This is a genomic window from Pseudomonas faucium, assembly GCF_021602585.1.
GTDB classification, from domain to species: domain Bacteria; phylum Pseudomonadota; class Gammaproteobacteria; order Pseudomonadales; family Pseudomonadaceae; genus Aquipseudomonas; species Aquipseudomonas faucium.
Genome location: NZ_BQIP01000003.1, coordinates 240,670 through 262,998, shown reverse-complemented (window position 1 = coordinate 262,998; position 22,329 = coordinate 240,670). Strand labels below are relative to the sequence as shown.

Annotated in this window: 20 protein-coding genes; 14 read left to right on the top strand and 6 right to left on the bottom strand. The window is 64.2% G+C overall.

What is annotated here, in order from left to right:
• The first annotated feature begins 148 nt into the window (after nt 1–148).
• The 4 genes from secA to L6D75_RS06015 all read left to right on the top strand — a co-directional run bounded on the left by secA (nt 149) and on the right by L6D75_RS06015 (nt 5,876).
• On the top strand, nt 149–2,884 hold the full coding sequence (gene secA, locus L6D75_RS06030; RefSeq protein ID WP_176512400.1) for a preprotein translocase subunit SecA: 2,736 nt from the start codon (nt 149–151) through the stop codon (nt 2,882–2,884).
• Nucleotides 2,885–2,971: 87 nt separating this feature from the next.
• Nucleotides 2,972–4,189, top strand: a complete 1,218-nt coding sequence (gene argJ, locus L6D75_RS06025) for a bifunctional glutamate N-acetyltransferase/amino-acid acetyltransferase ArgJ (RefSeq protein WP_176512402.1) — start codon at nt 2,972–2,974, stop codon at nt 4,187–4,189.
• Between the two features lie 113 nt (nt 4,190–4,302).
• The gene (locus L6D75_RS06020; protein ID WP_176512404.1) at nt 4,303–4,935 is read left to right on the top strand and encodes a glutathione S-transferase family protein; all 633 of its coding nucleotides are present in this window, start codon (nt 4,303–4,305) and stop codon (nt 4,933–4,935) included.
• The gene (locus L6D75_RS06015) at nt 4,932–5,876 is read left to right on the top strand and encodes a Nudix family hydrolase (protein WP_176512406.1); all 945 of its coding nucleotides are present in this window, start codon (nt 4,932–4,934) and stop codon (nt 5,874–5,876) included. The genes L6D75_RS06020 and L6D75_RS06015 overlap by 4 nt, the downstream gene beginning before the upstream one ends.
• 109 nt (nt 5,877–5,985) lie before the next feature.
• Here the strand turns inward: L6D75_RS06015 and L6D75_RS06010 are convergent, their stop codons facing one another.
• Genes L6D75_RS06010 through L6D75_RS06000 form a run of 3 tightly spaced genes read right to left on the bottom strand, consistent with a single transcriptional unit; the run spans nt 5,986 to nt 9,539 of the window.
• Nucleotides 5,986–6,552 (bottom strand): cob(I)yrinic acid a,c-diamide adenosyltransferase, encoded by a 567-nt coding sequence (locus L6D75_RS06010; RefSeq protein ID WP_176512408.1) that lies wholly within the window; start codon nt 6,550–6,552, stop codon nt 5,986–5,988.
• Between the two features lies 1 nt (nt 6,553).
• A complete protein-coding gene (locus L6D75_RS06005; RefSeq protein ID WP_176512410.1) occupies nt 6,554–8,584 on the bottom strand; it encodes a sensor histidine kinase in 2,031 nt (676 codons plus the stop codon).
• 37 nt (nt 8,585–8,621) lie between these two features.
• Nucleotides 8,622–9,539, bottom strand: coding sequence for a putative 2-dehydropantoate 2-reductase (locus L6D75_RS06000; protein ID WP_176512411.1), 918 nt, complete (start codon nt 9,537–9,539; stop codon nt 8,622–8,624).
• Nucleotides 9,540–9,639: 100 nt separating this feature from the next.
• Here L6D75_RS06000 and L6D75_RS05995 point away from each other — a divergent pair, with 100 nt between their 5' ends.
• The 3 genes from L6D75_RS05995 to L6D75_RS05985 all read left to right on the top strand — a co-directional run bounded on the left by L6D75_RS05995 (nt 9,640) and on the right by L6D75_RS05985 (nt 12,525).
• Nucleotides 9,640–10,125, top strand: coding sequence for a YajQ family cyclic di-GMP-binding protein (locus L6D75_RS05995; protein ID WP_176512412.1), 486 nt, complete (start codon nt 9,640–9,642; stop codon nt 10,123–10,125).
• Between the two features lie 112 nt (nt 10,126–10,237).
• Nucleotides 10,238–11,077 carry a mechanosensitive ion channel family protein gene (locus tag L6D75_RS05990; protein ID WP_176512413.1) on the top strand — a complete coding sequence of 280 codons (840 nt, stop codon included), beginning with the start codon at nt 10,238–10,240 and terminating at the stop codon, nt 11,075–11,077.
• A 203-nt stretch (nt 11,078–11,280) separates the two neighbouring features.
• Entirely contained in the window at nt 11,281–12,525 is a 1,245-nt protein-coding gene (locus tag L6D75_RS05985) for an MFS transporter (RefSeq protein WP_176512414.1), read from the top strand.
• A gap of 114 nt (nt 12,526–12,639) precedes the next feature.
• Here the strand turns inward: L6D75_RS05985 and L6D75_RS05980 are convergent, their stop codons facing one another.
• Together L6D75_RS05980 and L6D75_RS05975 are read right to left on the bottom strand one after the other, a co-directional pair.
• A complete protein-coding gene (locus L6D75_RS05980) occupies nt 12,640–14,187 on the bottom strand; it encodes an AmpG family muropeptide MFS transporter (protein ID WP_176512415.1) in 1,548 nt (515 codons plus the stop codon).
• Nucleotides 14,188–14,230: 43 nt separating this feature from the next.
• A complete protein-coding gene (locus tag L6D75_RS05975) occupies nt 14,231–14,584 on the bottom strand; it encodes an MGMT family protein (RefSeq protein WP_176512416.1) in 354 nt (117 codons plus the stop codon).
• A 152-nt stretch (nt 14,585–14,736) separates the two neighbouring features.
• Between L6D75_RS05975 and L6D75_RS05970 the strand changes: the two genes are divergently transcribed.
• From L6D75_RS05970 to groL, 5 genes are all read left to right on the top strand, one after another.
• Nucleotides 14,737–15,747 carry a DUF481 domain-containing protein gene (locus L6D75_RS05970; protein WP_176512418.1) on the top strand — a complete coding sequence of 337 codons (1,011 nt, stop codon included), beginning with the start codon at nt 14,737–14,739 and terminating at the stop codon, nt 15,745–15,747.
• A gap of 86 nt (nt 15,748–15,833) precedes the next feature.
• Nucleotides 15,834–16,565: a HugZ family pyridoxamine 5'-phosphate oxidase gene (locus tag L6D75_RS05965; RefSeq protein WP_176512419.1), complete on the top strand. Its 732-nt coding sequence runs from the start codon at nt 15,834–15,836 to the stop codon at nt 16,563–16,565.
• A 67-nt stretch (nt 16,566–16,632) separates the two neighbouring features.
• Nucleotides 16,633–17,094 carry an FxsA family protein gene (locus L6D75_RS05960; protein ID WP_176512420.1) on the top strand — a complete coding sequence of 154 codons (462 nt, stop codon included), beginning with the start codon at nt 16,633–16,635 and terminating at the stop codon, nt 17,092–17,094.
• Nucleotides 17,095–17,339: 245 nt separating this feature from the next.
• Nucleotides 17,340–17,633, top strand: a complete 294-nt coding sequence (locus tag L6D75_RS05955; protein WP_003260750.1) for a co-chaperone GroES — start codon at nt 17,340–17,342, stop codon at nt 17,631–17,633.
• Between the two features lie 48 nt (nt 17,634–17,681).
• The gene (groL, locus tag L6D75_RS05950; RefSeq protein ID WP_176512422.1) at nt 17,682–19,322 is read left to right on the top strand and encodes a chaperonin GroEL; all 1,641 of its coding nucleotides are present in this window, start codon (nt 17,682–17,684) and stop codon (nt 19,320–19,322) included.
• Between the two features lie 76 nt (nt 19,323–19,398).
• On the opposite strand, the gene L6D75_RS05945 is transcribed toward groL, so the two are convergent.
• Nucleotides 19,399–20,127: a phosphatase PAP2 family protein gene (locus tag L6D75_RS05945; protein WP_176512423.1), complete on the bottom strand. Its 729-nt coding sequence runs from the start codon at nt 20,125–20,127 to the stop codon at nt 19,399–19,401.
• A gap of 180 nt (nt 20,128–20,307) precedes the next feature.
• On the opposite strand from L6D75_RS05945, the gene colR reads away from it, so the two are divergent.
• Both colR and L6D75_RS05935 read left to right on the top strand, forming a co-directional pair.
• On the top strand, nt 20,308–20,991 hold the full coding sequence (gene colR, locus L6D75_RS05940; protein ID WP_003255215.1) for a two-component system response regulator ColR: 684 nt from the start codon (nt 20,308–20,310) through the stop codon (nt 20,989–20,991).
• Nucleotides 20,981–22,285, top strand: coding sequence for a sensor histidine kinase (locus L6D75_RS05935; RefSeq protein WP_176512425.1), 1,305 nt, complete (start codon nt 20,981–20,983; stop codon nt 22,283–22,285). The genes colR and L6D75_RS05935 overlap by 11 nt, the downstream gene beginning before the upstream one ends.
• The last annotated feature ends 44 nt before the right edge of the window (nt 22,286–22,329 follow it).

Sequence of the window (22,329 nt, the reverse complement as noted above, 5' to 3'; positions counted from 1 at the left end):
GCCTAAAGCGCTGTGCCAGCATCGTGGAAATCCACCACTTTCCTCACCATCGTTTCCGGGTAGAATGCTCGTTCGCATGCGGCCTCAGGGCTGCACGGGCGACTCATGGGGCCGCCCTCCATCCCTACGTGTGGAAGATCCTGCCGATATGTTTGCGCCTTTGTTAAAGAAACTTTTTGGAAGCAAGAACGAGCGTGAAGTCAAACGCATGCTCAAGACGGTGAACATCGTCAATGCCTTCGAAGAGAAAATGGTCGCCCTCTCCGATGAGCAACTGCGCGCCAAGACCGCAGAGTTCAAGGAGCGCCTGGCCAAAGGCGAGACACTGGACCAACTGCTGCCCGAAGCCTTCGCCGTGGCCCGCGAGGCCGGCAAGCGCGTGATGGGCATGCGCCACTTCGACGTGCAGCTGATCGGCGGCATGACCCTGCACGAGGGCATGATCGCAGAAATGCGTACCGGTGAAGGCAAGACCTTGGTCGGTACCCTGGCCGTCTACCTCAACGCGCTGTCCGGCAAAGGCGTGCACGTGGTCACGGTCAACGACTACCTGGCCCGTCGTGACGCCAACTGGATGCGCCCGCTGTACGAATTCCTCGGCCTGTCCGTGGGTATCGTCTCGGCCTTCCAGCCGCCGGAAGAGAAGCGCGCCGCCTATGCCGCCGACATCACCTACGGCACCAACAACGAATTCGGCTTCGACTACCTGCGCGACAACATGGCGTTCAGCCAGGAAGAGAAGTTCCAGCGCGACCTGAACTTCGCCGTGATCGACGAAGTCGACTCGATCCTCATCGACGAAGCCCGTACCCCGCTGATCATTTCCGGCCAGGCCGAAGACAGCTCCAAGCTGTACATCGAGATCAACCGCCTGATCCCGCGCCTGACCCAGCACATCGAAGAAGTCGAAGGCCAGGTCACCCAGGAAGGCCACTTCACCATCGACGAGAAGAGCCGCCAGGTCGAGCTCAACGAAGCCGGTCACCAGTTCATCGAAGAGATGCTCACCCAGGCCGGGCTGCTGGCCGAAGGCGAGAGCCTCTACTCGGCGCACAACCTGGGCCTGCTGACCCACGTCTACGCTGGCCTGCGTGCGCACAAGCTGTTCCACCGCAACGTCGAGTACATCGTCCAGGACGGCCAGGTCCTGCTGATCGACGAGCACACCGGCCGTACCATGCCGGGCCGTCGCCTGTCCGAGGGCCTGCACCAGGCCATCGAGGCGAAAGAGAACCTGAACATCCAGGCCGAGAGCCAGACCCTGGCGTCGACCACCTTCCAGAACTACTTCCGCCTCTACACCAAGCTGTCCGGCATGACCGGTACCGCCGACACCGAAGCGTTCGAGTTCCAGTCCATCTACGGCCTCAACGTGATGGTCATCCCGCCGAACAAGCCGCTGGCGCGCAAGGACTTCAACGACCTGGTGTACCTGACCGCCGACGAGAAGTACGCCGCGATCATCGCCGACATCAAGGAAAGCATGGCCCTGAGCCGCCCGGTGCTGGTGGGTACGGCGACCATCGAAACCTCCGAGCACATGTCGAACCTGCTGAAGAAGGAAGGTATCGACCACAAGGTGCTCAACGCCAAGTACCACGAGAAGGAAGCCGAGATCATCGCCCAGGCCGGTGCGCCGGGCGCACTGACCATCGCCACCAACATGGCCGGCCGTGGTACCGACATTCTCCTGGGCGGCAACTGGGAAGCCGAAGTGGCGGCCCTGGAAAACCCGAGCGCCGAGCAGATTGCCCAGATCAAGGCCGATTGGCAGAAGCGCCACCAGCAGGTGATCGAGTCGGGCGGCCTGCACGTGATCGCCTCCGAGCGCCACGAATCGCGCCGTATCGACAACCAGCTGCGTGGCCGTTCCGGCCGTCAGGGCGACCCGGGTTCGAGCCGCTTCTACCTGTCGCTGGAAGACAGCCTGATGCGCATCTTCGCCTCCGACCGGGTGAAGAACTTCATGAAGGCCCTGGGCATGCAGTCCGGCGAGGCCATCGAGCACCGCATGGTCACCAACGCCATCGAAAAGGCGCAGCGCAAGGTCGAAGGCCGCAACTTCGACATCCGCAAGCAGCTGCTCGAATACGACGACGTGGCCAACGAACAGCGCAAGGTGATCTACCACATGCGCAACAGCCTCCTGGCTGCCGAAAACATCGGCGACACCATCGAGGAGTTCCGCAAGGAAGTGCTCGACGCCACCATCAGCCAGCACATTCCGCCGCAGTCGCTGCCCGAGCAGTGGGACGTGGCCGGCCTGGAAGCTTCGCTGAACAGCGACTTCGCCATGAAGCTGCCGATCCAGCAGTGGCTCGACGAGGATGACCACCTCTACGAAGAGACCCTGCGCGAGAAGCTGCTCAAGGAAATCACCGACGCCTACACCGAGAAGGAAGACCAGGCCGGTATCGACGCCCTGCGCACCTTCGAGAAGCAGATCCTGCTGCGCGTGCTGGACGACCTGTGGAAAGACCACCTGTCGACCATGGACCACCTGCGCCACGGTATCCACCTGCGTGGCTATGCGCAGAAGAACCCGAAGCAGGAATACAAGCGCGAGTCGTTCACGCTGTTCCAGGAGCTGCTCGAGTCGATCAAGCGCGACACCATCCGTGTGCTCTCGCACGTGCAGGTTCGCCGCGAAGACCCGGCCGAGGAAGAAGCACGCCTGCGCCGCGAAGCCGAAGAACTGGCCAGCCGCATGCAGTTCCAGCACGCCCCGGCGCCGGGCCTGGAAAGCGAGCAGCTGAGCGAGGAGGGTGCTGAAGTGGCCGTGGCCGCAGCCCCGGTGCGCAACGAGCAGAAGCTGGGCCGCAACGAGCCGTGCTGGTGTGGTTCGGGCAAGAAATTCAAGCATTGCCATGGTCAAATCGAGTGATCTGACCTGATTGCTGTATCGTGACAAACCTGGGGGCCGCATTGCGGCCCCCTTTTTCCATATTCACCGTATTCTAGGAGCGCTCTAATGGCTGTTGGTCTTGGTCCTTTGCCCACCCTGCACCCGGTTCCGGGTTTTGAACTCGGCATCGCATCCGCGGGCATCAAGCGCCCGGGGCGCAAGGACGTAGTGGTGATGCGCTGTGCCGAAGGCTCCAGCGTTGCCGGCGTGTTCACCCTCAACGCGTTCTGCGCCGCGCCCGTGATCCTCTCCAAGCAGCGCGTGCAGGGCACCGTGCGCTACCTGCTGACCAACACCGGCAACGCCAACGCCGGCACCGGCGCGCCAGGCCTGGCCGCTGCCGAGCGCACCTGCGCCAAGCTGGCCGAGCTTGCCGGCGTACCGGCCGAAGCGGTACTGCCATTCTCCACTGGTGTGATCGGCGAGCCGCTGCCGGTGGAAAAGATCGAAGGCGCCCTGCAGGCTGCGCTGGACGACTTGTCGGAGAACAACTGGGCTGAAGCCGCCACCGGCATCATGACCACCGACACTCTGCCCAAAGGTGCCAGCCGCCAGTTCCAGCACGAAGGCGTGACCGTCACCGTCACCGGCATCAGCAAAGGAGCCGGCATGATTCGCCCGAACATGGCGACCATGCTCGGCTACATCGCCACCGACGCCAAGGTCGCGCCGGCTGTGCTCAAGGACCTGATGCTCGACGGCGCCAACAAGTCGTTCAACCGCATCACCATCGACGGCGACACCTCGACCAACGATTGCTGCATGCTGATCGCCACCGGCAAGGCCAACCTGCCGGAAGTCACCGAAGCCAGCGGCGCACTGTTCGACGCGCTGAAAAAGGCGGTGTTCGAGGTGTGCATGGAAGTGGCCCAGGCCATCGTCCGTGACGGCGAAGGCGCCACCAAGTTCGTGACCGTGCAGGTCAACGGCGGCGGCAACCACCAGGAGTGCCTGGACGTCGGTTACGCCGTGGCCCACTCGCCGCTGATCAAGACCGCGCTGTTCGCCTCCGACCCGAACTGGGGCCGTATCCTCGCGGCCGTGGGCCGTGCCGGCGTGCCGGAGCTGGATGTCAGCCTGATCGATGTGTACCTGGACAACGTCTGCATCGCCAGCCAAGGCGGCCGCAGCCCGAGCTACACCGAGGCGCAAGGCTCGGCAGTGATGGCCCAGGAAGAGATCACCATCCGCATCGAGCTGGGCCGTGGCCAGTGCAGCGAAACCATCTGGACCACTGACCTGTCCCACGAGTACGTGAAGATCAACGCCGAATACCGTACCTGATTCAACGGCCTCATCGCCGGCAAGCCGGCTCCCACAACAGCACCGCAAAACCTGTGGGAGCCGGCTTGCCGGCGATGCTCAGCCGCAAAATTTCAAAGAAGTGGAGCCGACCCATGAGCTATCACCTGATCATCGGCGACAAGCTGTATTCCTCCTGGTCGCTACGCGGCGCCCTGGCCCTCGAGCTGGCTGGCGTGCCCTACGAAGAAACCCTGATCAAGCTGAACCAGCCCGACACCCGCCTACGCCTTCTCGCCTTCTCCGCCACCGGCAAGGTGCCGTTGCTCAAGACCGAGCACGGCGTGATCGCCGACTCGCTGGCCATCGCCGAATACCTCAACGAACAGCACCCCCAGGCGCAGCTCTGGCCGGCGGATACAGCCGCCCGTGCCCAGGCCCGTTCGGCCTGCGCGCAGATGCACAGTGGCTTCTTCGCCCTGCGCGGGGCGATGCCGTTCGACCTGTCGCGCGACGAAGCGCTGGAGGCCATCCCGTTGGAGGTGCAGGTCGACATCGACCGTATCGTCGCGCTGTGGTCCGAATGCCGCTTGGTGGCCAAGGACAGCGGGCCGTTCCTGTTCGGCAAGCCGACCCTGGCCGACGCCTTCTTCGCCCCGGTGGCCGTGCGCTTGCGTGGCTACCGCGTGGACGTGCCGGCAGCGGCGGCAACTTATATCGAGACCATTTACCAGTGGCCGGCCTTCAAGGCCTGGCAGCAAGCTGGGCTGGCGGAGCGTGAAGGGTGAAACGCATTCATGTAGTAGCTGCCGTGATTCGCGGCACCGATGGCCGGATCCTGATAGCCCGGCGCGCCGATAGCCAACACCAGGGCGGCCTGTGGGAATTCCCCGGCGGCAAGGTGGAGCAGGGCGAGAGCGTCGAAGCCGCGCTGGCCCGTGAGCTGCGCGAAGAGCTGGGCATCGAGGTGACCCGCTCGCGGGCGCTGATCAAGGTCAGCCACGACTACCCGGACAAGCAGGTGTTGCTGGACGTGCGCGAAGTCCAGGCATTTTCCGGCGAGCCCCACGGCGCCGAGGGCCAGCCGTTGGCCTGGGCCGCCCCGCGGGAACTGGCGCAATACGACTTCCCCGAGGCCAACAAGCCGATCGTCGCGGCGGCGCGCCTGCCGGACCAGTACCTGATTACCCCGGACGGCCTGGAAGTGCCCGAGATGCTCAAGGGCATCCAGCGTGCGGTGGCCTCAGGCGTGCGCCTGATCCAGCTGCGCGCACCGGACATGTACGACCCCAAGTACCGCGACGTTGCGGTGGATGCGGTTGGCCTGTGTGCGGGCAAGGCGCAGTTGATGCTCAAGGGGCCATTGGAATGGCTGGGCGACTTCCCGGCGGCTGGCTGGCACCTGACTGCGGCGCAACTGCGCAAGTACGCCGCCAAGGGCCGGCCATTCCCGAAAGACCGCTGGCTGGCGGCGTCGTGCCACAGTGCTGAGGAACTGGCGTTGGCCGAGCAGATGGGGGTGGATTTCGTCACCTTGTCGCCGGTACAGCCGACCCAGACCCATCCCGAGGCGCAGCCGCTGGGTTGGGATGAGGCGCAGCGGCTGATTGCCGGGTTTACCCACCCTGTGTTCTTGCTCGGTGGCGTTGGGCCGTGCGACCGGGAGAAGGCCTGGGAGGCTGGGGCTCAAGGGGTTGCCGGGATTCGGGCGTTCTGGCCTGAGGCCTGAGCAGCTGGGGCCGCTGTGCGGCCCAATCGCCGGCAAGCCGGCTCCTACAAAAGAGATCCTGTGGGAGCCAGCTTGCCGGCGATTGGGCTGCAAAGCAGCCCCCGCTATTTCAACCCTGCGGTTTTTGCGCAGGCTGCCAAAGCACCTCAGCCACCCCCTGCCGCCGCCCAATGATCCGCGCCGCCACGAACAACAGATCGGACAGCCGATTGATATACGCCAACCCCACCCCCTCCAGCGGCTCCACGGCATTCAACTGCTGACACCGCCGCTCGGCACTGCGCGCCAGGCTGCGGCAAACATGGGCCTGGGCAATCAATGCCGAACCACTGGGCAGGATGAAGTTCTTCAGCGGCCCCAGCTCCTCGTTCCACACATCGATGGCCGCCTCCAGGCGCTCCACCTCTGCCTGGTTCAAGGCCTGGTAGCTGGGCATGGCCAGCTCCCCACCCAGGTCGAACAGGCGGTGCTGGCAAGGCGCCAGAACCGCACTCAGCTCATCCAACCCCTGCTCGGCCAGCCCGGCGAGCAATAGCCCGAGCTGGCTGTTGAGGCTGTCCACCTCGCCGATCGCTTCGATCCGCGGATGGTCCTTGGGCACCCGGCGGCCGTCGCCCAGGCCGGTTTCGCCCTTGTCGCCGGTGCGGGTGTAGATCTTCGACAGGCGATAGCCCATGTCATGCCTCCGTGGTGGTCGGCGCCGCCGTTGTCGGCTGGCCGAGGGGCAGGCGCAGGGTGAAGCAGGTGCCCTGGCCGGGCGTGGACTGCACTTCCATCTGCCCCTTGTGGTTGTTGGTGATGATGAAGTACGAAACCGACAGGCCAAGCCCGGTGCCCTGGCCGATTTCCTTGGTGGTGAAGAACGGCTCGAAGGTGCGCTTGCGCACCGCTTCGGGCATGCCGATGCCGTTGTCCTCGACCTGGATTTCGGCCCAGGGCGGGTTGAGCCGGGTACGCAGGATGATGCGCCCGGGCTCGCTGGGCTGTGGCCGCTGGTGGATGGCCTGCGCGGCGTTCTTCAACAGGTTGAGCAGGACCTGCTCCAGTTCGTTGGCGGTGCAGGGCACAGGCCCCAGGGCAGGGTCGAACTGGCGGACGATGGCCTGGCCCTTGAAGTCGAAGCCGATGGTCAGGTCGAAGTCGTTGCCGGCGATGTCCACCGCCTGGTCGATCAATGACGGCAGGTCGCAGGGCACCAGCTGGCGGTTGCTGCGGCGGCTGAAGCTGAGCATGTGGGTGACGATCTTGGCGGCCCGGGCGCCGGCCTGCTGGATGCCATCGAGCAGTTGTGGCACTTCGCGGCTTTCCAGGTAGCGGTTGACGCTGGGCAGGTCGATGCCCAGCTCGCTTGCCTGCTCCTGGTTGCGCGGCAGCTCCGGCGACAGGCGCCGGCGGATGTTCTGCACGTTGTGCAGGATCGCCCCCAGCGGGTTGTTGATTTCGTGGGCCATGCCGGCGGCCAGGCCGCCGACCGAAAGCATCTTTTCCGACTGCACCATCATTTCTTCCAGCGACAGGCGCTGGGTGATGTCGTCGATGCGGATCACCACGCCACGCCCGCCACCGCCCATCAGCGGGTAGAAGGTCAGGGCGTAGTGGCGCAGGTCGTCGTCCTTGGGCCAGGTGACCCGCTCGATCTTCGCCACCCGGTGCTTTTCCACGGTCTCCTTGAGCTGCGGCAGAAACGGCTTGAGCGGCTCGAAAGCGATGAACACCGGCTGATTCAGCGCCTCGTCCAGCGGCGTGCCGGAGAGCACCGTGGCCTCGTGGTTCCACTGCGTGACGTAGAGCTGTTCGTCGAGGGCGATCAGCGCCGAAGGCATGGAGTCGATGATGCTGTTGAGGTAGTTCTGAAAGCCTGTGAGCTTTTTCTCGATCTTGCTGCGCACCTGGACTTCCAGCTCCAGCTTGCGGTTGGTGTGGCGGGTTTCCTCGGCCAGGCCCTGGGCCTGGTCGTAGGCCATCTGGAACTCGTCACGGGTGCGCTTGAGCTGCTGCTCGCGGGCTTCGATGCGCGACAGCATGGTGTTGAAGGCCTGTGCCAGGCTGCCGATTTCGTCGTCGTTGCCGCGGGTGGCGCGCAGGGCGTAGCTTTCTTCGCGGGTGACCTGGCGGCTGAGCTCTTCGAGCTGGTTGATCGGTTGGGTGATCAGGCGCTTGATCTGCCGTGCGATCACCAGCCACAGCAGCACGCTGAACACCAGGATCGCCAGGCTGGCGCTGAGGGTGCCGGTGTAGAAGGCGGTTGGCAATTCGCTGCTGGCCACCAGCAGCAGGTGTGCGGGGGGGCTGGCTTCACGTGGGATGCGGATGAGCTGGGTGCTGCGAAACTCCATCAGGCGCCAGCTATCGATATTGCGGTAGTGCTTGGGCAGGGCCAGCGCTTCGCCATGCTGCAGCTGCGCCAGCAGGCGCCCATCGCCGCCATAGACGGCGGCGGCGCGCAGCGGCGTGTAGCTGTCCAGCTCCTTGAGCAGGGCGGTGGCGTTTTCCGTGTTGTCACCGGCGCGCATCGACAGCTGCGGGTTGGCCACCAGCCGGCCGATGGTCTGCAGGGCCTGGGGCGCCATGCTCTCCTGGGTGATCCAGTAGGCGGCGCTGATGAAGGTCAGGTTGGCAACCAGCAGGATGGTCACCAGCAGCACCAGCAGGGCGGCCAGCAACTTTTGCCCGACCGGGAGGTTTTCCAGGCGTTGGCGCAGGGTCATGGGCTAGGCAATGTCCGTATCCGGTTGTAGGGCTGCGTCAGGCGCAGGGCAAGTCACGGGCTCGCAGGTTATCGACCAGCCGCTGGTGCAGGTGTTCCAGCTGTGGCAGCACCATGGCGTGGCGCGCTGCCGCCCGGCAGGCGTGGCCAAGCAGGTAGTGCACCTCGGTGCGCCGGCCGGCACGCACATCCTGGTACATGGAAGAGTAGTTGGCGGCGGTGGCGAGGATCACCCGTTGCACTTCCTCGCTCAGGTCATCGGCGGCCTTGGGCTGGCCGCAGCGTTGCAACAGCTGGCCAAGTTCGGCGCACAGGCTGTCGATTTCACCCAGGTGCCCCAGCAGGCCGCCGTTCTGGCAGTCGTGCAGCACGGTCAGGGGGTTGATGGCGCAGTTCAGCGCGAGCTTGCGCCACAGGCGGGTGAGGATGTCCACCGTCCATTCGGCGGGGATGCCGGCGTCGCCCAGGTCGTCGAACCATTGCGGCAGGGCAGGGTTGGCCGGGTCGCCCAGCCAGTTGAACCCTTGCCCGGCAAAGCGTACCCGCCAGTCGTCCTCGCGAAACGCCCCTTCGGTGCTGGAGGCGAAGATGCAGCGGGCATGGGGCACCTGGTCGGCGACTTCGTCCTGGCTGCCCAAACCATTTTGCAGCAGCACGATCTCGGCGCCCTCGGCCAGGCGCGGGGCCAGGCGGGCGACGGCAGGCGCGGCGTCATAGGCCTTGCAGGCCAGCAGCAGGCGATGAATCGGCCCGCTGGCGTCAGCGGTTTCGGCGGGGATCGCAAAGCGCGTGGCCTGGTCCTGTTCGGCCAGGGTCAGGCCGCCGGCCTGCTGGTAGGCGGCGAGCCGCTGCCGGTCGCGCAGGATCAGCCGGGTTGCCTTGCCGGCCCGTGCCAGGCGGCAGGCCCAGAGGCTGCCGAGGCTACCGGCGCCGAGAATATGCCAGGTGCTGCTCATCTGCGTTTCGCAACCCGTTATAATGAGTCCGCATTTTAACCTTCAAACCCCGCGCGCTCCATCGTCACGCCGAGCGCGCTTTTATTTTGGGAGATCAACCATGCCGTCGTTCGACGTGGTATCGGAACTGGACAAGCACGAAGTGCAGAACGCTGTCGAAAACGCCATGAAGGAGCTCGACCGCCGTTACGACCTCAAGGGCAAGGGTAGCTTCGAGTTCAAGGACAAGGAGCAGACCGTGATGCTGACCGCCGAGGCAGAGTTCCAGCTCGAGGCGATGATCGAAATCCTGCGCCTGGCCCTGGTCAAGCGCAAGATCGACGTCAAGTGCCTGGAAACCAAGGATGCCTACCCCTCCGGCAAGGAGATGAAGCAGGAAGCCAAGTTCCGCGAAGGCATCGACAAGGACCTGGCGAAGAAGATCGTCGCCCACATCAAGGACGCCAAGCTCAAGGTCCAGGCCTCCATCCAGGGTGAGCAGGTGCGTGTGACCGGCAAGAAGCGTGATGACCTGCAAGAGGCCATCGCTGCCCTGCGCGCCAAGGAATTCGACATGCCGCTGCAGTTCAACAACTTCCGCGACTGATCGAAGCGTTGCCGGAACCCCGATGGCGCAATGATGTCCATGGGGTCCATGGCCGCGCAAATGCGCGCGGCCCGATTTACGTGTACGTGCCGCTCGGCATCAGGAGATGAATATGGATTTGAATGCTGAGGTGGATCAGCTGGTCCGCCAGTCGCAGACCTGGATCCCGATGATCATGCAATACGGCAGCCGGCTGTTGCTGGCGCTGCTGACACTGGCCATCGGCTGGTGGTTGATCAACAAGCTCAGCGCGCGCCTTGGCAAGCTGGTCGGGCTGCGCGCCGACGTGGCGCTGCAAGGCTTCATCAGCACCTTGGCCAACATCGTGCTCAAGGTGCTGCTGATGGTCAGCGTGGCGTCGATGATCGGCATCGAGACCACCTCGTTCGTCGCGGCCATCGGTGCTGCCGGCCTGGCCATCGGCCTGGCCTTGCAGGGCAGCCTGGCGAACTTCGCCGGTGGCGTGCTGATCCTGATGTTCCGCCCGTTCCGCATCGGTGACTGGATCGAGGCCCAGGGTGTGTCCGGTACCGTCGACAGCATCCAGATCTTCCACACCGTGCTGCGCACCGGTGACAACAAGACCGTGATCATGCCCAACGGCAGCCTGTCCAACGGCATCATCACCAACACCAACCGCCAGCCGACGCGCAAGGTGGTGTTCGACGTGGGCGTGGACTACGAGGCCGACCTGCAGAAGGCGCGCAACGTGCTGCTGGAGCTGGCGCAGGACCCACGGGTGCTGCCAGACCCGGCGCCACAGGCGGTGGTCGCGACCCTGGGTGACAGCTCGATCACCGTATCGCTGCGCCTGTGGACCAAGACCAGCGACTACTGGGATGTGATGTTCATGCTCAACGAGCATGCCCGTGACCGGCTGAAGGCCGAGGGCATCGGCATTCCGTTTCCGCAACGCGTGATTCGCGTGGTGCAGGAGGCGGCGGCGCAGTAAACCGCGCCGTTGCAGCAGGGGCCGCTGTGCGGCCCGATCGCCGGCAAGCCGGCTCCCACAGGGTCTTCGTCAACCCCCTGTGGGAGCCGGCTTGCCGGCGATTGGGGCGCGCAGCGGCCCCTTGCTTTTACACTTGTTCACAGCCAAGCCCCGGCATTTCTGGCATATAGCCTGACCCCACCTGTCTTTGCCTGAACGCCATCATGAAACCACTGCTGTACATCACCCCCCTCAGAGCCCTGCTGTTCGGCCTGACCCTGGCCCTGTTCGAGTTGCTGACCTACCTCGCCAGCGACGCGGTCATGCCGGCCATGCCGGTGGTGGTCGATCACCTGAACGCCAGCCCGCAATACATCCCGCATGCCTTGAACCTGTACCTGCTCGGCGGTGTGGTGCTGCAGTGGCTGATCGGCCCGCTGGCCGACCGCTATGGCCGCCGGCCGCTGCTGCTGGCCGGTTGCGCGTTCTTTGGCGTGGCGTGCCTGGCGACCTACTGGGTGCAGGACATCGGCCTGTTCAACCTGCTGCGCCTGCTGCAGGGCATTGGCCTGGGGTTTGTGGTGACCGTCAGCTACCCGGCGTTGAACGAAGCGTTCAGCGAAGCCGACGCGGTGCGGATGATGGCCCTGCTGGCCAACATCGCCTTGCTCTCGCCGCTGCTGGGCCCGCTGGTGGGCACCTTGATGCTGCAGTGGCTGGACTGGCGCTGGCTGTTCGTGGCGTTTGCCGTGGGCGCGGTGCTGTGTTGGCTGCTGCTGTACCGGCTGATGCCGGAAACCCTGGGGGTGGAGCGCCGCGATGGTTCGCGCCTGGCGTTCACGCCCATCCACCTGCTGCCGCTGCTCGCCGGCTACGGCCAGTTGCTGGCCAACCGCAAGTTCGTCGCAGGCAGCGCGGCACTTGGCCTGGTCGGCCTGCCGCTGATCGGCTGGATCGGCCTGTCGCCGGTGTTGCTGATCCACGATGAGGGCCTGAGCACCATGGCCTACGCGCTGTGGCAGTTGCCGGTGTTCGGCGGGCTGATCCTGGGCAACCTGATCATCAACCGCATCGCCGATCGCTACCCGTTGGCGAGCCTGGTGCGTGGCGCCTTGTGGCCCTACCTGGCCGGCTTGTGCCTGCTGGTGCTGGCGACCTGGTACTGGCCGTCGGTGACCAGCGTGGTCGCGGGCATGTCGCTGTATGCACTGGGCCTGGGCGTGGCCAACGCGGTGCTGTACCGCATGACGCTGTTCTCCAGCGAGCAGAGCAAGGGCTTGGTGTCGGCGATGCTGGGCATGATCACCATCGCCTTGCTGGGGCTTGGTGGTGCGCTGATGGCGATGATCGGGGCCGGTGCCAGCCTGCTGCACTTTGCCCTGGCGGCAGGGGTGGCGGGGGCGCTGGCGCTGTGGCCGTTGTGGTTTGTCGTGGGTGGGCGGCCTGGGGAAGGGGCTGTGGCGCAGTAGGATCTGTGCTGCCCCTATCGCCGGCAAGCCGGCTCCCACAGGTATTTCACAAGGCTTGAAGCCTGTGCAGCAGCTGTGGGAGCCGGCTTGCCGGCGATAGGGGCCATGCGGTTTTCAGGGACGCTCGGCCGCCGAGTTCTCTACCGGCACCTGTTTCCCTCGCCCAACTTCCTGACGCCAGTGCAAGGCGATCAGGATCAGTGTCGGCACGCCCAGCAGCGCGGTAATCATGAAGAAATCGTGGTAACCGAACTTCTCCACCATCACCCCCGAATAGCCGCCGATCAGCCGTGGCAACAGCAGCATGATCGAGCTCAGCAGCGCATATTGCGTGGCCGAGAACTTCAGGTTGGTCAGGCTCGACAGGTAGGCGACGAACGCCGAGGTGGCCAGGCCTGAACTGAAGTTGTCCAGGGAGATGGTCACCACCAGCATCTCAAGGTTCGGGCCCATGTCGGCCAGCATCACGAAGAGGATGTTGGTGGCCGCCGAGGCTGCGCCGCCGATGAACAGGATCGGCAGGATGCCGAAGCGCACGATCAGCAGGCCGCCGACGCCGGCGCCGACCAGGGTCATGATCAGGCCGAAGATCTTGCTGACGCTGGCGATCTGGTCCTTGGTGAAGCCCATGTCGATGTAGAACACGTTGGCCATCACCCCCATCACCGTGTCCGACATGCGATAGGTGGCGATCAGCCCGAGCAGCAGCAGGGCTTGCCAGCGGTAGCGGGCGATGAAGTCGTTGACTGGCGTGAGCACCGGCGCCAGGCCGCGGCGGCCCAGGCTCGACAGGCACGCCCAGGTCAGCAGCACGTAGAGGATCAGGCGCAGGAACGCACGGTCTTCGAGCAGCAGGTCAAGCGGCGTGGCATCACCGGAAATCACACTGGACCAGCCGGTGTTGAACATCTGGGTGAAGCTGGCAGGCACCGACACCAGCAGGATGATCAGCACGAACACCGAGGCCATCTGGTGCATCAGGCCATAGCGGGCGGCCGAGAGCTGGGTGCGCATCGGCACCGGCGGCTCGCGCATCACCAGGGTGGTGAACAGCGCAGGCACCATCAGCACGCCGAACAGCACGTAGGTGCCGGCCCAAGCCTTGTGCAGGTAGCTGAAACCGGTGGAGCCGAACCATTCGGCGAAGAACAGCGCACCGGCGGTGGCGAGCAGGGCGGCCACCCGGTACCCGGCCATGTAGCTGGCAGCCAGGGCTGCCTGGCGCTGATCGTCGGCGATCTCCAGGCGATAGGCATCCACGGCGATGTCCTGGGTGGCCGAGGCGAAGGCCACCAGCACCGCCAGGGCGATCAGCCAGGACAGGTGTTGTTGCGGGTCGCACAGGCTCATGCCGACCAGGCCGATCACCACCAGCGCCTGCGACAGCAGCAGCCACGAACGGCGCCGCCCCAGGCCGCCCAGCAGGGGCAGGCGCCATTGGTCGAGCAGCGGCGACCAGACCCACTTGAAGGCATAGGCCAGGCCGATCAGGCTGGCGTAGCCAATGGTCTCGCGGGCCACGCCCGCTTCGCGCAACCACACAGAAAGGGTCGAGAACACCAGCATGTAGGGCAGGCCGGCGGCGAAGCCCAGCAGCAAAAGTACCAGGGTAGACGGGCTGGCATAGGCGGCAAGCGCAGCGCGCCAGGTTTTACGGGGCATGGGCCAACATCTGCCTCAAATTTGCGAAAACAAAGCGCGCACTCTAACCGCTGTGCTCCATTGGGCGCCAGCCATGGCGCGTCATATCCACACGATTATTGGTTACATTGACGCCCTCCGCACGCAGCCGTGCACGTTGTTCATCTCCGCCTGGCGTACCCAGCGCCAGGCTCAGCCGGCCACCGGCACCCAGCACCCGGTGCCAGGGCAGGCGGGTATCGCCGGGCAACTGGCCGAGGGTGCGGCCGACCCAGCGCGCCGCGCGGCCCAGCCCGGCCAGTTCGGCCAATTGCCCATAGCTGACCACCTTGCCCTCCGGCACCTGGCCAAGCACCGAATACAGCGCCGTTCGTCGGGCCTCGGGGTTGTCCAGGGCATGTTCATACGGCTCAGACATCAGGGCAGCCCTGGCCTGGAATGAAACCGGACGAATGGTGGCGGCAAATGAGAGTTGAACTCAATGGCATGTGCTCGGTCTGTCCTTGCTCTGGTCGTTGGTATCTGGATAATGCCCGGCTTTTTTCGTCGAATCGAACCTGTAGCCCGCTTATGTATTCTAGATCGTTGTTGTGCCTGTTGACCGCCTCCCTGTGTGCCGCCCCGGCCTTCGCCGATACCGTGTGGATGAAGAACGGCGACCGCCTGAGCGGCAAGATCCGCCTGTTCGATGGCGGCAAGCTGCTGCTCGAGACCCCTTACGGTGGCTCGATCTCGCTGGACTGGAAACAGGTGCAGACGCTGGAGAGCGACCAGGAGCTGCTGGTCAAGCAGGATGCCTACAACGGCGAGAAGGCCAAGTCGCTGAAGGCCGCCGAGGCGGGCAAGGTGACCCTGGCCAATGGCGAGGCGCCCAAGACCGTCGAGCTGGCCAGCATCCAGCAGATCATGAAGCCCAAGCCGCTGGTCGAGGATTTCCTGTGGAAGGGCAATGTCGACGTGGCCATGGACTACAAGCGTGCCGAAAGCGACAGCGACGACTACGACATCGACTTCAAGACCACCGCCCGCCACGGCCGCTGGCGGCACAATGCCGAGGGCGAGTACAACCGCGAGTCCAAGGACGACGTCACCACCACCAACAACTGGAGCGCCGAGTACGCGCTCGATCGCTTCCTCACCGAGAAGTGGTTCTGGCAGGGGCGCCTTGAGTACAAGCGCGACCACATCGAGGACCTGTCGCGCCAGCGCACCGTGGGTACCGGCCCTGGCTACCAGTTCTGGGACGACGAACTGGGCGCCTTCTCGCTCGGCTCGCTGGTCAACCGCACCGACTTCGAATACCAGGATGGCGCCAAGGACAACTTCTATTCGGCCGCGGTCAAGTGGGACTACACCCGCTACCTGATCGGCAAGAACGTGCAGCTGTTCACCAACGGCGAGGTTGCCAAGCCGCTGGGCGGCGTTGCCAACTACTCGCTGGATGCCGAGGTCGGGCTGCGCTACAAGGTCACCGAATGGGCGTCGCTCAACCTCAAGGCAGAGAAGGACATCATCAGCGGCACCCGCGAAAGCGACCTGGACAAGACCCGCTATACCGCAGGCTTCGGCGTGACCTGGTAAGGCAGGCCAGTTGAGCTGGCAGTGGCAGCGGCGGGTGATAATGCTTATCTTGTCACCCATCCAGTCCGCCGCCAGGAGCGCCTTCAGTGAGTACCAACGCCATTCGCCCCGCCCGGGAACTGCTGCTCAAGGAATACCGCGGCGTGCTCTCGACCCATTCCAAGTCGATGCCCGGTTTCCCGTTCGGCTCCGTGGTGCCGTATTGCCTGGATGCCCAGGGCAACCCGCTGATCCTGATCAGCCGCATCGCCCAGCACACCCACAACCTGCAGAAAGACCCCAAGTGCTCGCTGCTGGTGGGCGAGCGCGAAGCCGAGGACGTGCAGGCCGTTGGCCGCCTGACGGTGATGGCCGAGGCGCACAAGCTGGTCGATGACGCCGCCATCGAGGCCGCGGCCGCGCGTTACTACCGTTACTTCCCCGATGCCGCCAACTACCACAAGGCCCATGACTTCGATTTCTGGGTGCTGCAGCCGGTGCGCCATCGCTACATCGGTGGCTTCGGCGCCATCCACTGGCTCGACCAGGTGACCCTGGCCAACCCGTTCGCGGGCAAGGCCGAGGCCAGCATGATCGAACACATGAACAGCGACCACGCCAGCGCCATCGCCCATTACGTCGAGCTCGGCGAGCTGCCGCGCGGTACCCCGGCAGAGATGGTCGGCATCGACAGCGAAGGCATGCACCTGCGCATTGGCCAGGGCATTTACTGGCTGCCGTTCCCAAATGTTTGCAATACGCCGACACAAGTTCGCGAAGCCCTGGTTTTGCTGGCGCGCGCCGACCAATGGCCGGCTGCGACTGAAGTCGAAGCTTGAAAATGCGAATGCACGCATCCATGTGATGGTCTTACAGGAAGGTTGTCTTCCATCGAGGAATGCTTTGATGCGTGCTTTTCTATTGCTGTTTCTCCTGTTCCCTGTGCTGGAGCTGTTCGTTTTCGTCAAGGTCAGCGCGGCCATCGGGTTCTTCCCGGCGCTGCTGCTGATCATCGCGGGTTCCGCCCTGGGTGTGCTGGTGATGCGTGTGGCCGGCCTTGCCACCGCCCTGCGTGCCCGCGAGAGCCTGCAGCGCGGCGAACTGCCCGCCGAGGACATGTTCCAGGGCCTGATGCTGGCGGTCGGTGGTGGCCTGCTGCTGCTGCCGGGTTTCATCAGTGACGTGCTGGGCGTGCTCTGCCTGCTGCCATTCACCCGCCGCCTGGCTGCGCGCAAGATGCGCGAGCGGGCCGAGGCCCAGGCCATGCGCCAGCGTGCCTTTCAGGATGACCCGTTCCAGGCGCAGCCCCGCGACAGCGGCCATCGGCCGAACGTGATCGAAGGCGAGTACGAGCGCCGCGACAAGTAAACCCATCACCCCTGGGGCCGCTGAGCGGCCCCAGTCTTTTTGTGTGTGTGAAAAAATTTCCAGGGCAAGCCTTGTAATTGAATATGGCGGCCTCATGTATGTGGTCACCGCAAGGTTTCTGGTGTTGCACCAGACATGACACAGGTGGTTCGCCCGTTGCGAGCCACCCCCGGCACCGCCGGACCGCATCAACCCGCCGGTGTCGATACCGGCCGATGAAAACCACAATTTGGGAGAGATCGACAATGAAGCTTCGTCCTCTGCATGACCGCGTAGTCATCCGTCGCAGCGAAGAAGAATCGAAAACCGCTGGCGGTATCGTCCTGCCGGGTTCGGCCGCTGAAAAACCAAACCGCGGCGAAGTCGTCGCCGTCGGCACCGGTCGCATCCTGGACAACGGCGAAGTACGTGCGCTGGCCGTCAAAGTGGGTGACAAAGTGGTTTTCGGCCCTTACTCGGGCAGCAACACCGTGAAAGTCGATGGCGAAGACCTGCTGGTCATGGCCGAGAACGAAATCCTCGCCGTTATCGAAGGCTGATTTCTCCGACTTCCCGTTACTCCAAAGCAATTCAAGGATTAAACGATCATGGCTGCTAAAGACGTAAAATTCGGCGATTCCGCCCGTAAGAAAATGCTGGTTGGTGTCAACGTTCTGGCTGACGCGGTAAAAGCGACCCTGGGCCCGAAAGGCCGTAACGTGGTTCTGGCCAAGAGCTTCGGCGCGCCGACCATCACCAAGGACGGCGTTTCCGTCGCCAAAGAGATCGAGCTCAAAGACGCCTTCGAGAACATGGGCGCCCAGCTGGTCAAGGAAGTCGCTTCCAAGGCCAACGACGCTGCCGGTGACGGCACAACCACCGCTACCGTCCTGGCTCAGGCCATCGTCAACGAAGGCCTGAAAGCCGTCGCTGCCGGCATGAACCCGATGGACCTCAAGCGCGGCATCGACAAGGCCACCGCTGCCGTCGTCGCCGAGCTGAAGAACCTGTCCAAGCCATGCGCCGACTCCAAGGCCATCGCTCAGGTTGGCACCATCTCCGCCAACTCCGACAACTCCATCGGTGAAATCATCGCCGAAGCCATGGAAAAAGTCGGTAAAGAAGGCGTGATCACCGTTGAAGAAGGCTCGGGCCTGGAAAACGAACTGTCGGTCGTTGAAGGCATGCAGTTCGACCGTGGCTACCTGTCGCCATACTTCGTGAACAAGCCGGACACCATGGTTGCCGAGCTGGAAGGCCCGCTGCTGCTGCTGGTCGACAAGAAGATCTCGAACATCCGCGAGCTGCTGCCAGTGCTGGAAGCCGTTGCCAAGGCCGGCCGTCCGCTGCTGATCGTTGCCGAGGACGTCGAAGGCGAAGCGCTGGCTACCCTGGTAGTCAACAACATGCGTGGCATCGTCAAGGTTGCCGCGGTCAAGGCTCCTGGCTTCGGCGACCGCCGCAAGGCCATGCTGCAGGACATCGCCGTTCTGACTGGCGGCCAGGTCATCTCCGAAGAAATCGGCCTGACCCTGGAAACCACCACCCTGGAGCACCTGGGTAACGCCAAGCGCGTGATCCTGTCCAAGGAAAACACCACCATCATCGACGGTGCTGGCGTTGACGGTGACATCGAAGCACGCGTCAAGCAGATCCGTGCCCAGGTCGAAGACACAACCTCGGACTACGACCGCGAGAAGCTGCAAGAGCGTCTGGCCAAGCTGGCTGGCGGTGTTGCCGTGATCAAGGTCGGTGCTGGCACCGAAGTTGAAATGAAAGAGAAGAAAGCCCGCGTTGAAGACGCCCTGCACGCTACCCGTGCAGCCGTCGAAGAAGGCGTGGTGCCTGGCGGTGGTGTTGCCCTGGTTCGCGCCCTGGCTGCCATTGTCGACCTCAAGGGCGACAACGAAGACCAGAACGTCGGTATCGCCCTGCTGCGTCGTGCCGTTGAAGCGCCGCTGCGCCAGATCACTGCCAACGCCGGCGACGAGCCAAGCGTTGTGGCCGACAAGGTCAAGCAGGGTTCGGGCAACTTCGGCTACAACGCTGCTACCGGCGAATACGGCGACATGATCCAGATGGGTATCCTCGACCCAGCCAAGGTCACCCGTTCGGCCCTGCAAGCAGCTGCTTCGATCGGCGGTCTGATGATCACCACCGAAGCCATGGTTGCTGACCTGCCGGAAGACAAGCCAGCTGGCGGCATGCCAGACATGGGCGGCATGGGTGGCATGGGCGGCATGATGTAAGCCAGCCTTACCCCCTGCACCAAGAAAAAGCCCCGGCTCGCAAGAGCCGGGGCTTTTTCGTTACTGCAGATAAGGCTCAGGCCACACTGCGCTCGGCTACAGGTACTTGCACCATGCCGCGTCGGTAGAGAATCAGGTAGTACGACCCCAAACCGATCAGCCAGCAGAACACCGCCGTCCAGATGTTGTGCGAAAGAAAGTGCGCGCCCTGCATCATCCTGCTGACCGACAGCACCGAACCGGCCACCAGCGCCACCCCGAACGCCACCCGTGCCAGGCGCGGCCGGCGGTCACGCAACATGAAGAACAGCCCGAACAGGCAGAAGCCGGTTGCCGCATGCCCACCCGGCCAGCACATGCCAGGCTTGTTGGTGGCCGGGCGCGGTTCCAGCAGCTTGCTGTAGGTTTCCTTGCCGCCGAACTGGGTCAGGCTCCACGGGCACTGCACCTGGGTAACCTTTTTCAGCGGCGTGACAAACGCGGTGGACAGGCCCAGCGCCAGCACCAGGCAACCCAGCTCGCGGCGCCAGCCGTACAGGCGCTTCCAGTAGAAGCTCGCAGCGAACGCGGCCACTGACAGCAGGCCAAGCAGGATCACCACTTCCTTGACGCGATCGTGCAGGATGTTTTCCAGCAAATAACTGTGGCGGCCGATGAACTCGCCGGCCGTTCGATCGAAGAACAAGTTGGCCACGTCCATGTCGACCGACGTCAGTTCGAGCAGGATCAAGGCCACTGCCGTGGCCAGCGGGATACCAAGGTACAGCCAGTAGTTGATCGGACGAGGACGAAGGGGAGGTTGCATGACGACTCCAGCACGCGAAAAAGACCGGGCATTGTCGAGTGCCCGCTATCCTGTGTCCGTGAAGGATCAGTGAAAAAACTGTCAACTTCGCTGAATTTGCCTTGGGGGTGGCACAGTGCGGGCGATGGCCTTAAGCTGCGCCTGCCGCGCACCCCGCGAAGCGCCGCACAGGAGAACCCGATGCGCATTCTTTTGGTTGAAGACAACCGCGATATCCTCGCCAACCTGGCCGATTACCTGGGCATGAAAGGCTACACGGTCGACTGCGCCCAGGACGGCCTGTCCGGCCTGCACCTGGCCGCCACCGAGCACTACGACCTGATCGTGCTCGACATCATGCTGCCCGGCATCGATGGCTACACCCTGTGCAAGCGCCTGCGCGAAGACGCCCGTCGCGACACCCCGGTGATCATGCTCACCGCCCGCGACCAGCTCGACGACCGCCTGCAGGGCTTCCGCTCCGGTGCCGACGACTACCTGCTCAAGCCATTCGCGCTTTCGGAGCTGGCCGCGCGCATCGAAGCAGTGCTGCGCCGTGCCCAGGGCGGCGGCCGCCGTACCCTGCAGGTCGCCGACCTGAGCTACGACCTCGACACCCTTGAGGTGACTCGCCAGGGCCGCCTGCTCAAGCTCAACCCGGTTGGCCTGAAGCTACTGGCCGTGCTGATGCAGAAGAGCCCGCACGTGCTGCGCCGCGAAGTGCTGGAAGAAGCCCTGTGGGGCGACGACTGCCCAGACAGCGACAGCCTGCGCAGCCATGTGCACCAGCTGCGCCAGGTGATCGACAAACCGTTCGAAAAACCGCTGCTGCATACCGTCCATGGCGTCGGCTATCGCCTCGCCGAGGGTCGCGATGGAGTTTAAGCAAAGCCTTGCACAGCGCATCATCATCGCCTTTGCGCTGATGAGCGCTTTGGTAGCAGGGGCCTTCGCCTTCGGCATCGTCGCCACCGTGCACCTGGTGGAGGAGCGCTTGATCTCCTCGGTGCTGGGCGGTGACCTGCAACGCCTTTTGCGCATGGACAGCGTCAGCGACTGGAGCCATCGGCCGCGGCCTGACCAGCTGTTCTACTTCAGCGGTGGGCGTGACGACTTCGAGCTGCCCAAAGACCTGCGCCACCTCGATGTCGGCTTCCATGAAGTGTTCCGCGACCAGCTGTCCTACCACGCCATGGTCGAGATCGTGGATGGCCGGCGCTACGTGCTGCTGCAGGACCAGAGCGATTTCGAAGAGCGCGAGCGGGTGTTGTTCGCCGTGGTCGTGGTGGGCTTTGTGCTCAGCCTGGTGCTGGCCGTGGTGCTGGGTTGGCTGCTGGCCCGTCGGGTGATGGCGCCGGTCATCCGCCTGGCCCGCCAGGTGCGTCACCGCGACCAGCTGCTCGGCCTGGCGCCGCCGCTGGCGCCGGATTACGCGGCCGACGAAGTCGGCCAGCTGGCCGTGGCCTTCGACGATACCCTCGGCCGCCTGCGCGATGCCCTGACCCGCGAACGGCTGTTCACCAGCGACGTCAGCCACGAATTGCGCACGCCGCTGATGGTGCTGGCCACCTCGTGCGAACTGCTGATGGAAAACCCAGGCCTGGATACCCGTGCGCGCAGCCAGGTAGAGCGCATTGCCCGTGCCACCGAAGAAATGCGCGAGCTGGTCAAGACCTTCCTGATGCTCGCCCGTGCCCAGCGCGACCAGGGCGCGGTGGCGTCCCAGGCCAACCTGCGCGAGGTGGCCGACGACCTGATCGGCGTCTGGCGCGACACCATCGAGCAGAAGGGCCTGACCCTGTATTACGACGGCCGGGTCAGTGCCGGCCCCTTGTTGTACAACGCCACCTTCCTGCAATCGGTGATGGGCAACCTGCTGCGCAACGCCGCGCACTACACCGACGGCGGCTACATCCGGCTGAGCCTGCAACCCACTGGCTTCACGGTGGAAGACAGCGGCGTGGGCATCCCCGAGGAGCAGCGCGAAGCGATGTTCCAACCCTTCGTGCGCGGTGATGAGCGGCGTGGCGAGGGCCTGGGCCTGGGCCTTTCGTTGGTGCAACGTATTTGCGATGACCAGGGCTGGCGCGTCACGCTGACTTCGACGGCGCCCCATGGCTGCCGCTTCCAGGTCGACCTGAGCCAGAGTTCGGAGAAAATCGACCCCACGGCGCTTTAGAAATGAGCTGAAACATGTCGCTCGGCCGATAACATTTTTTTCAC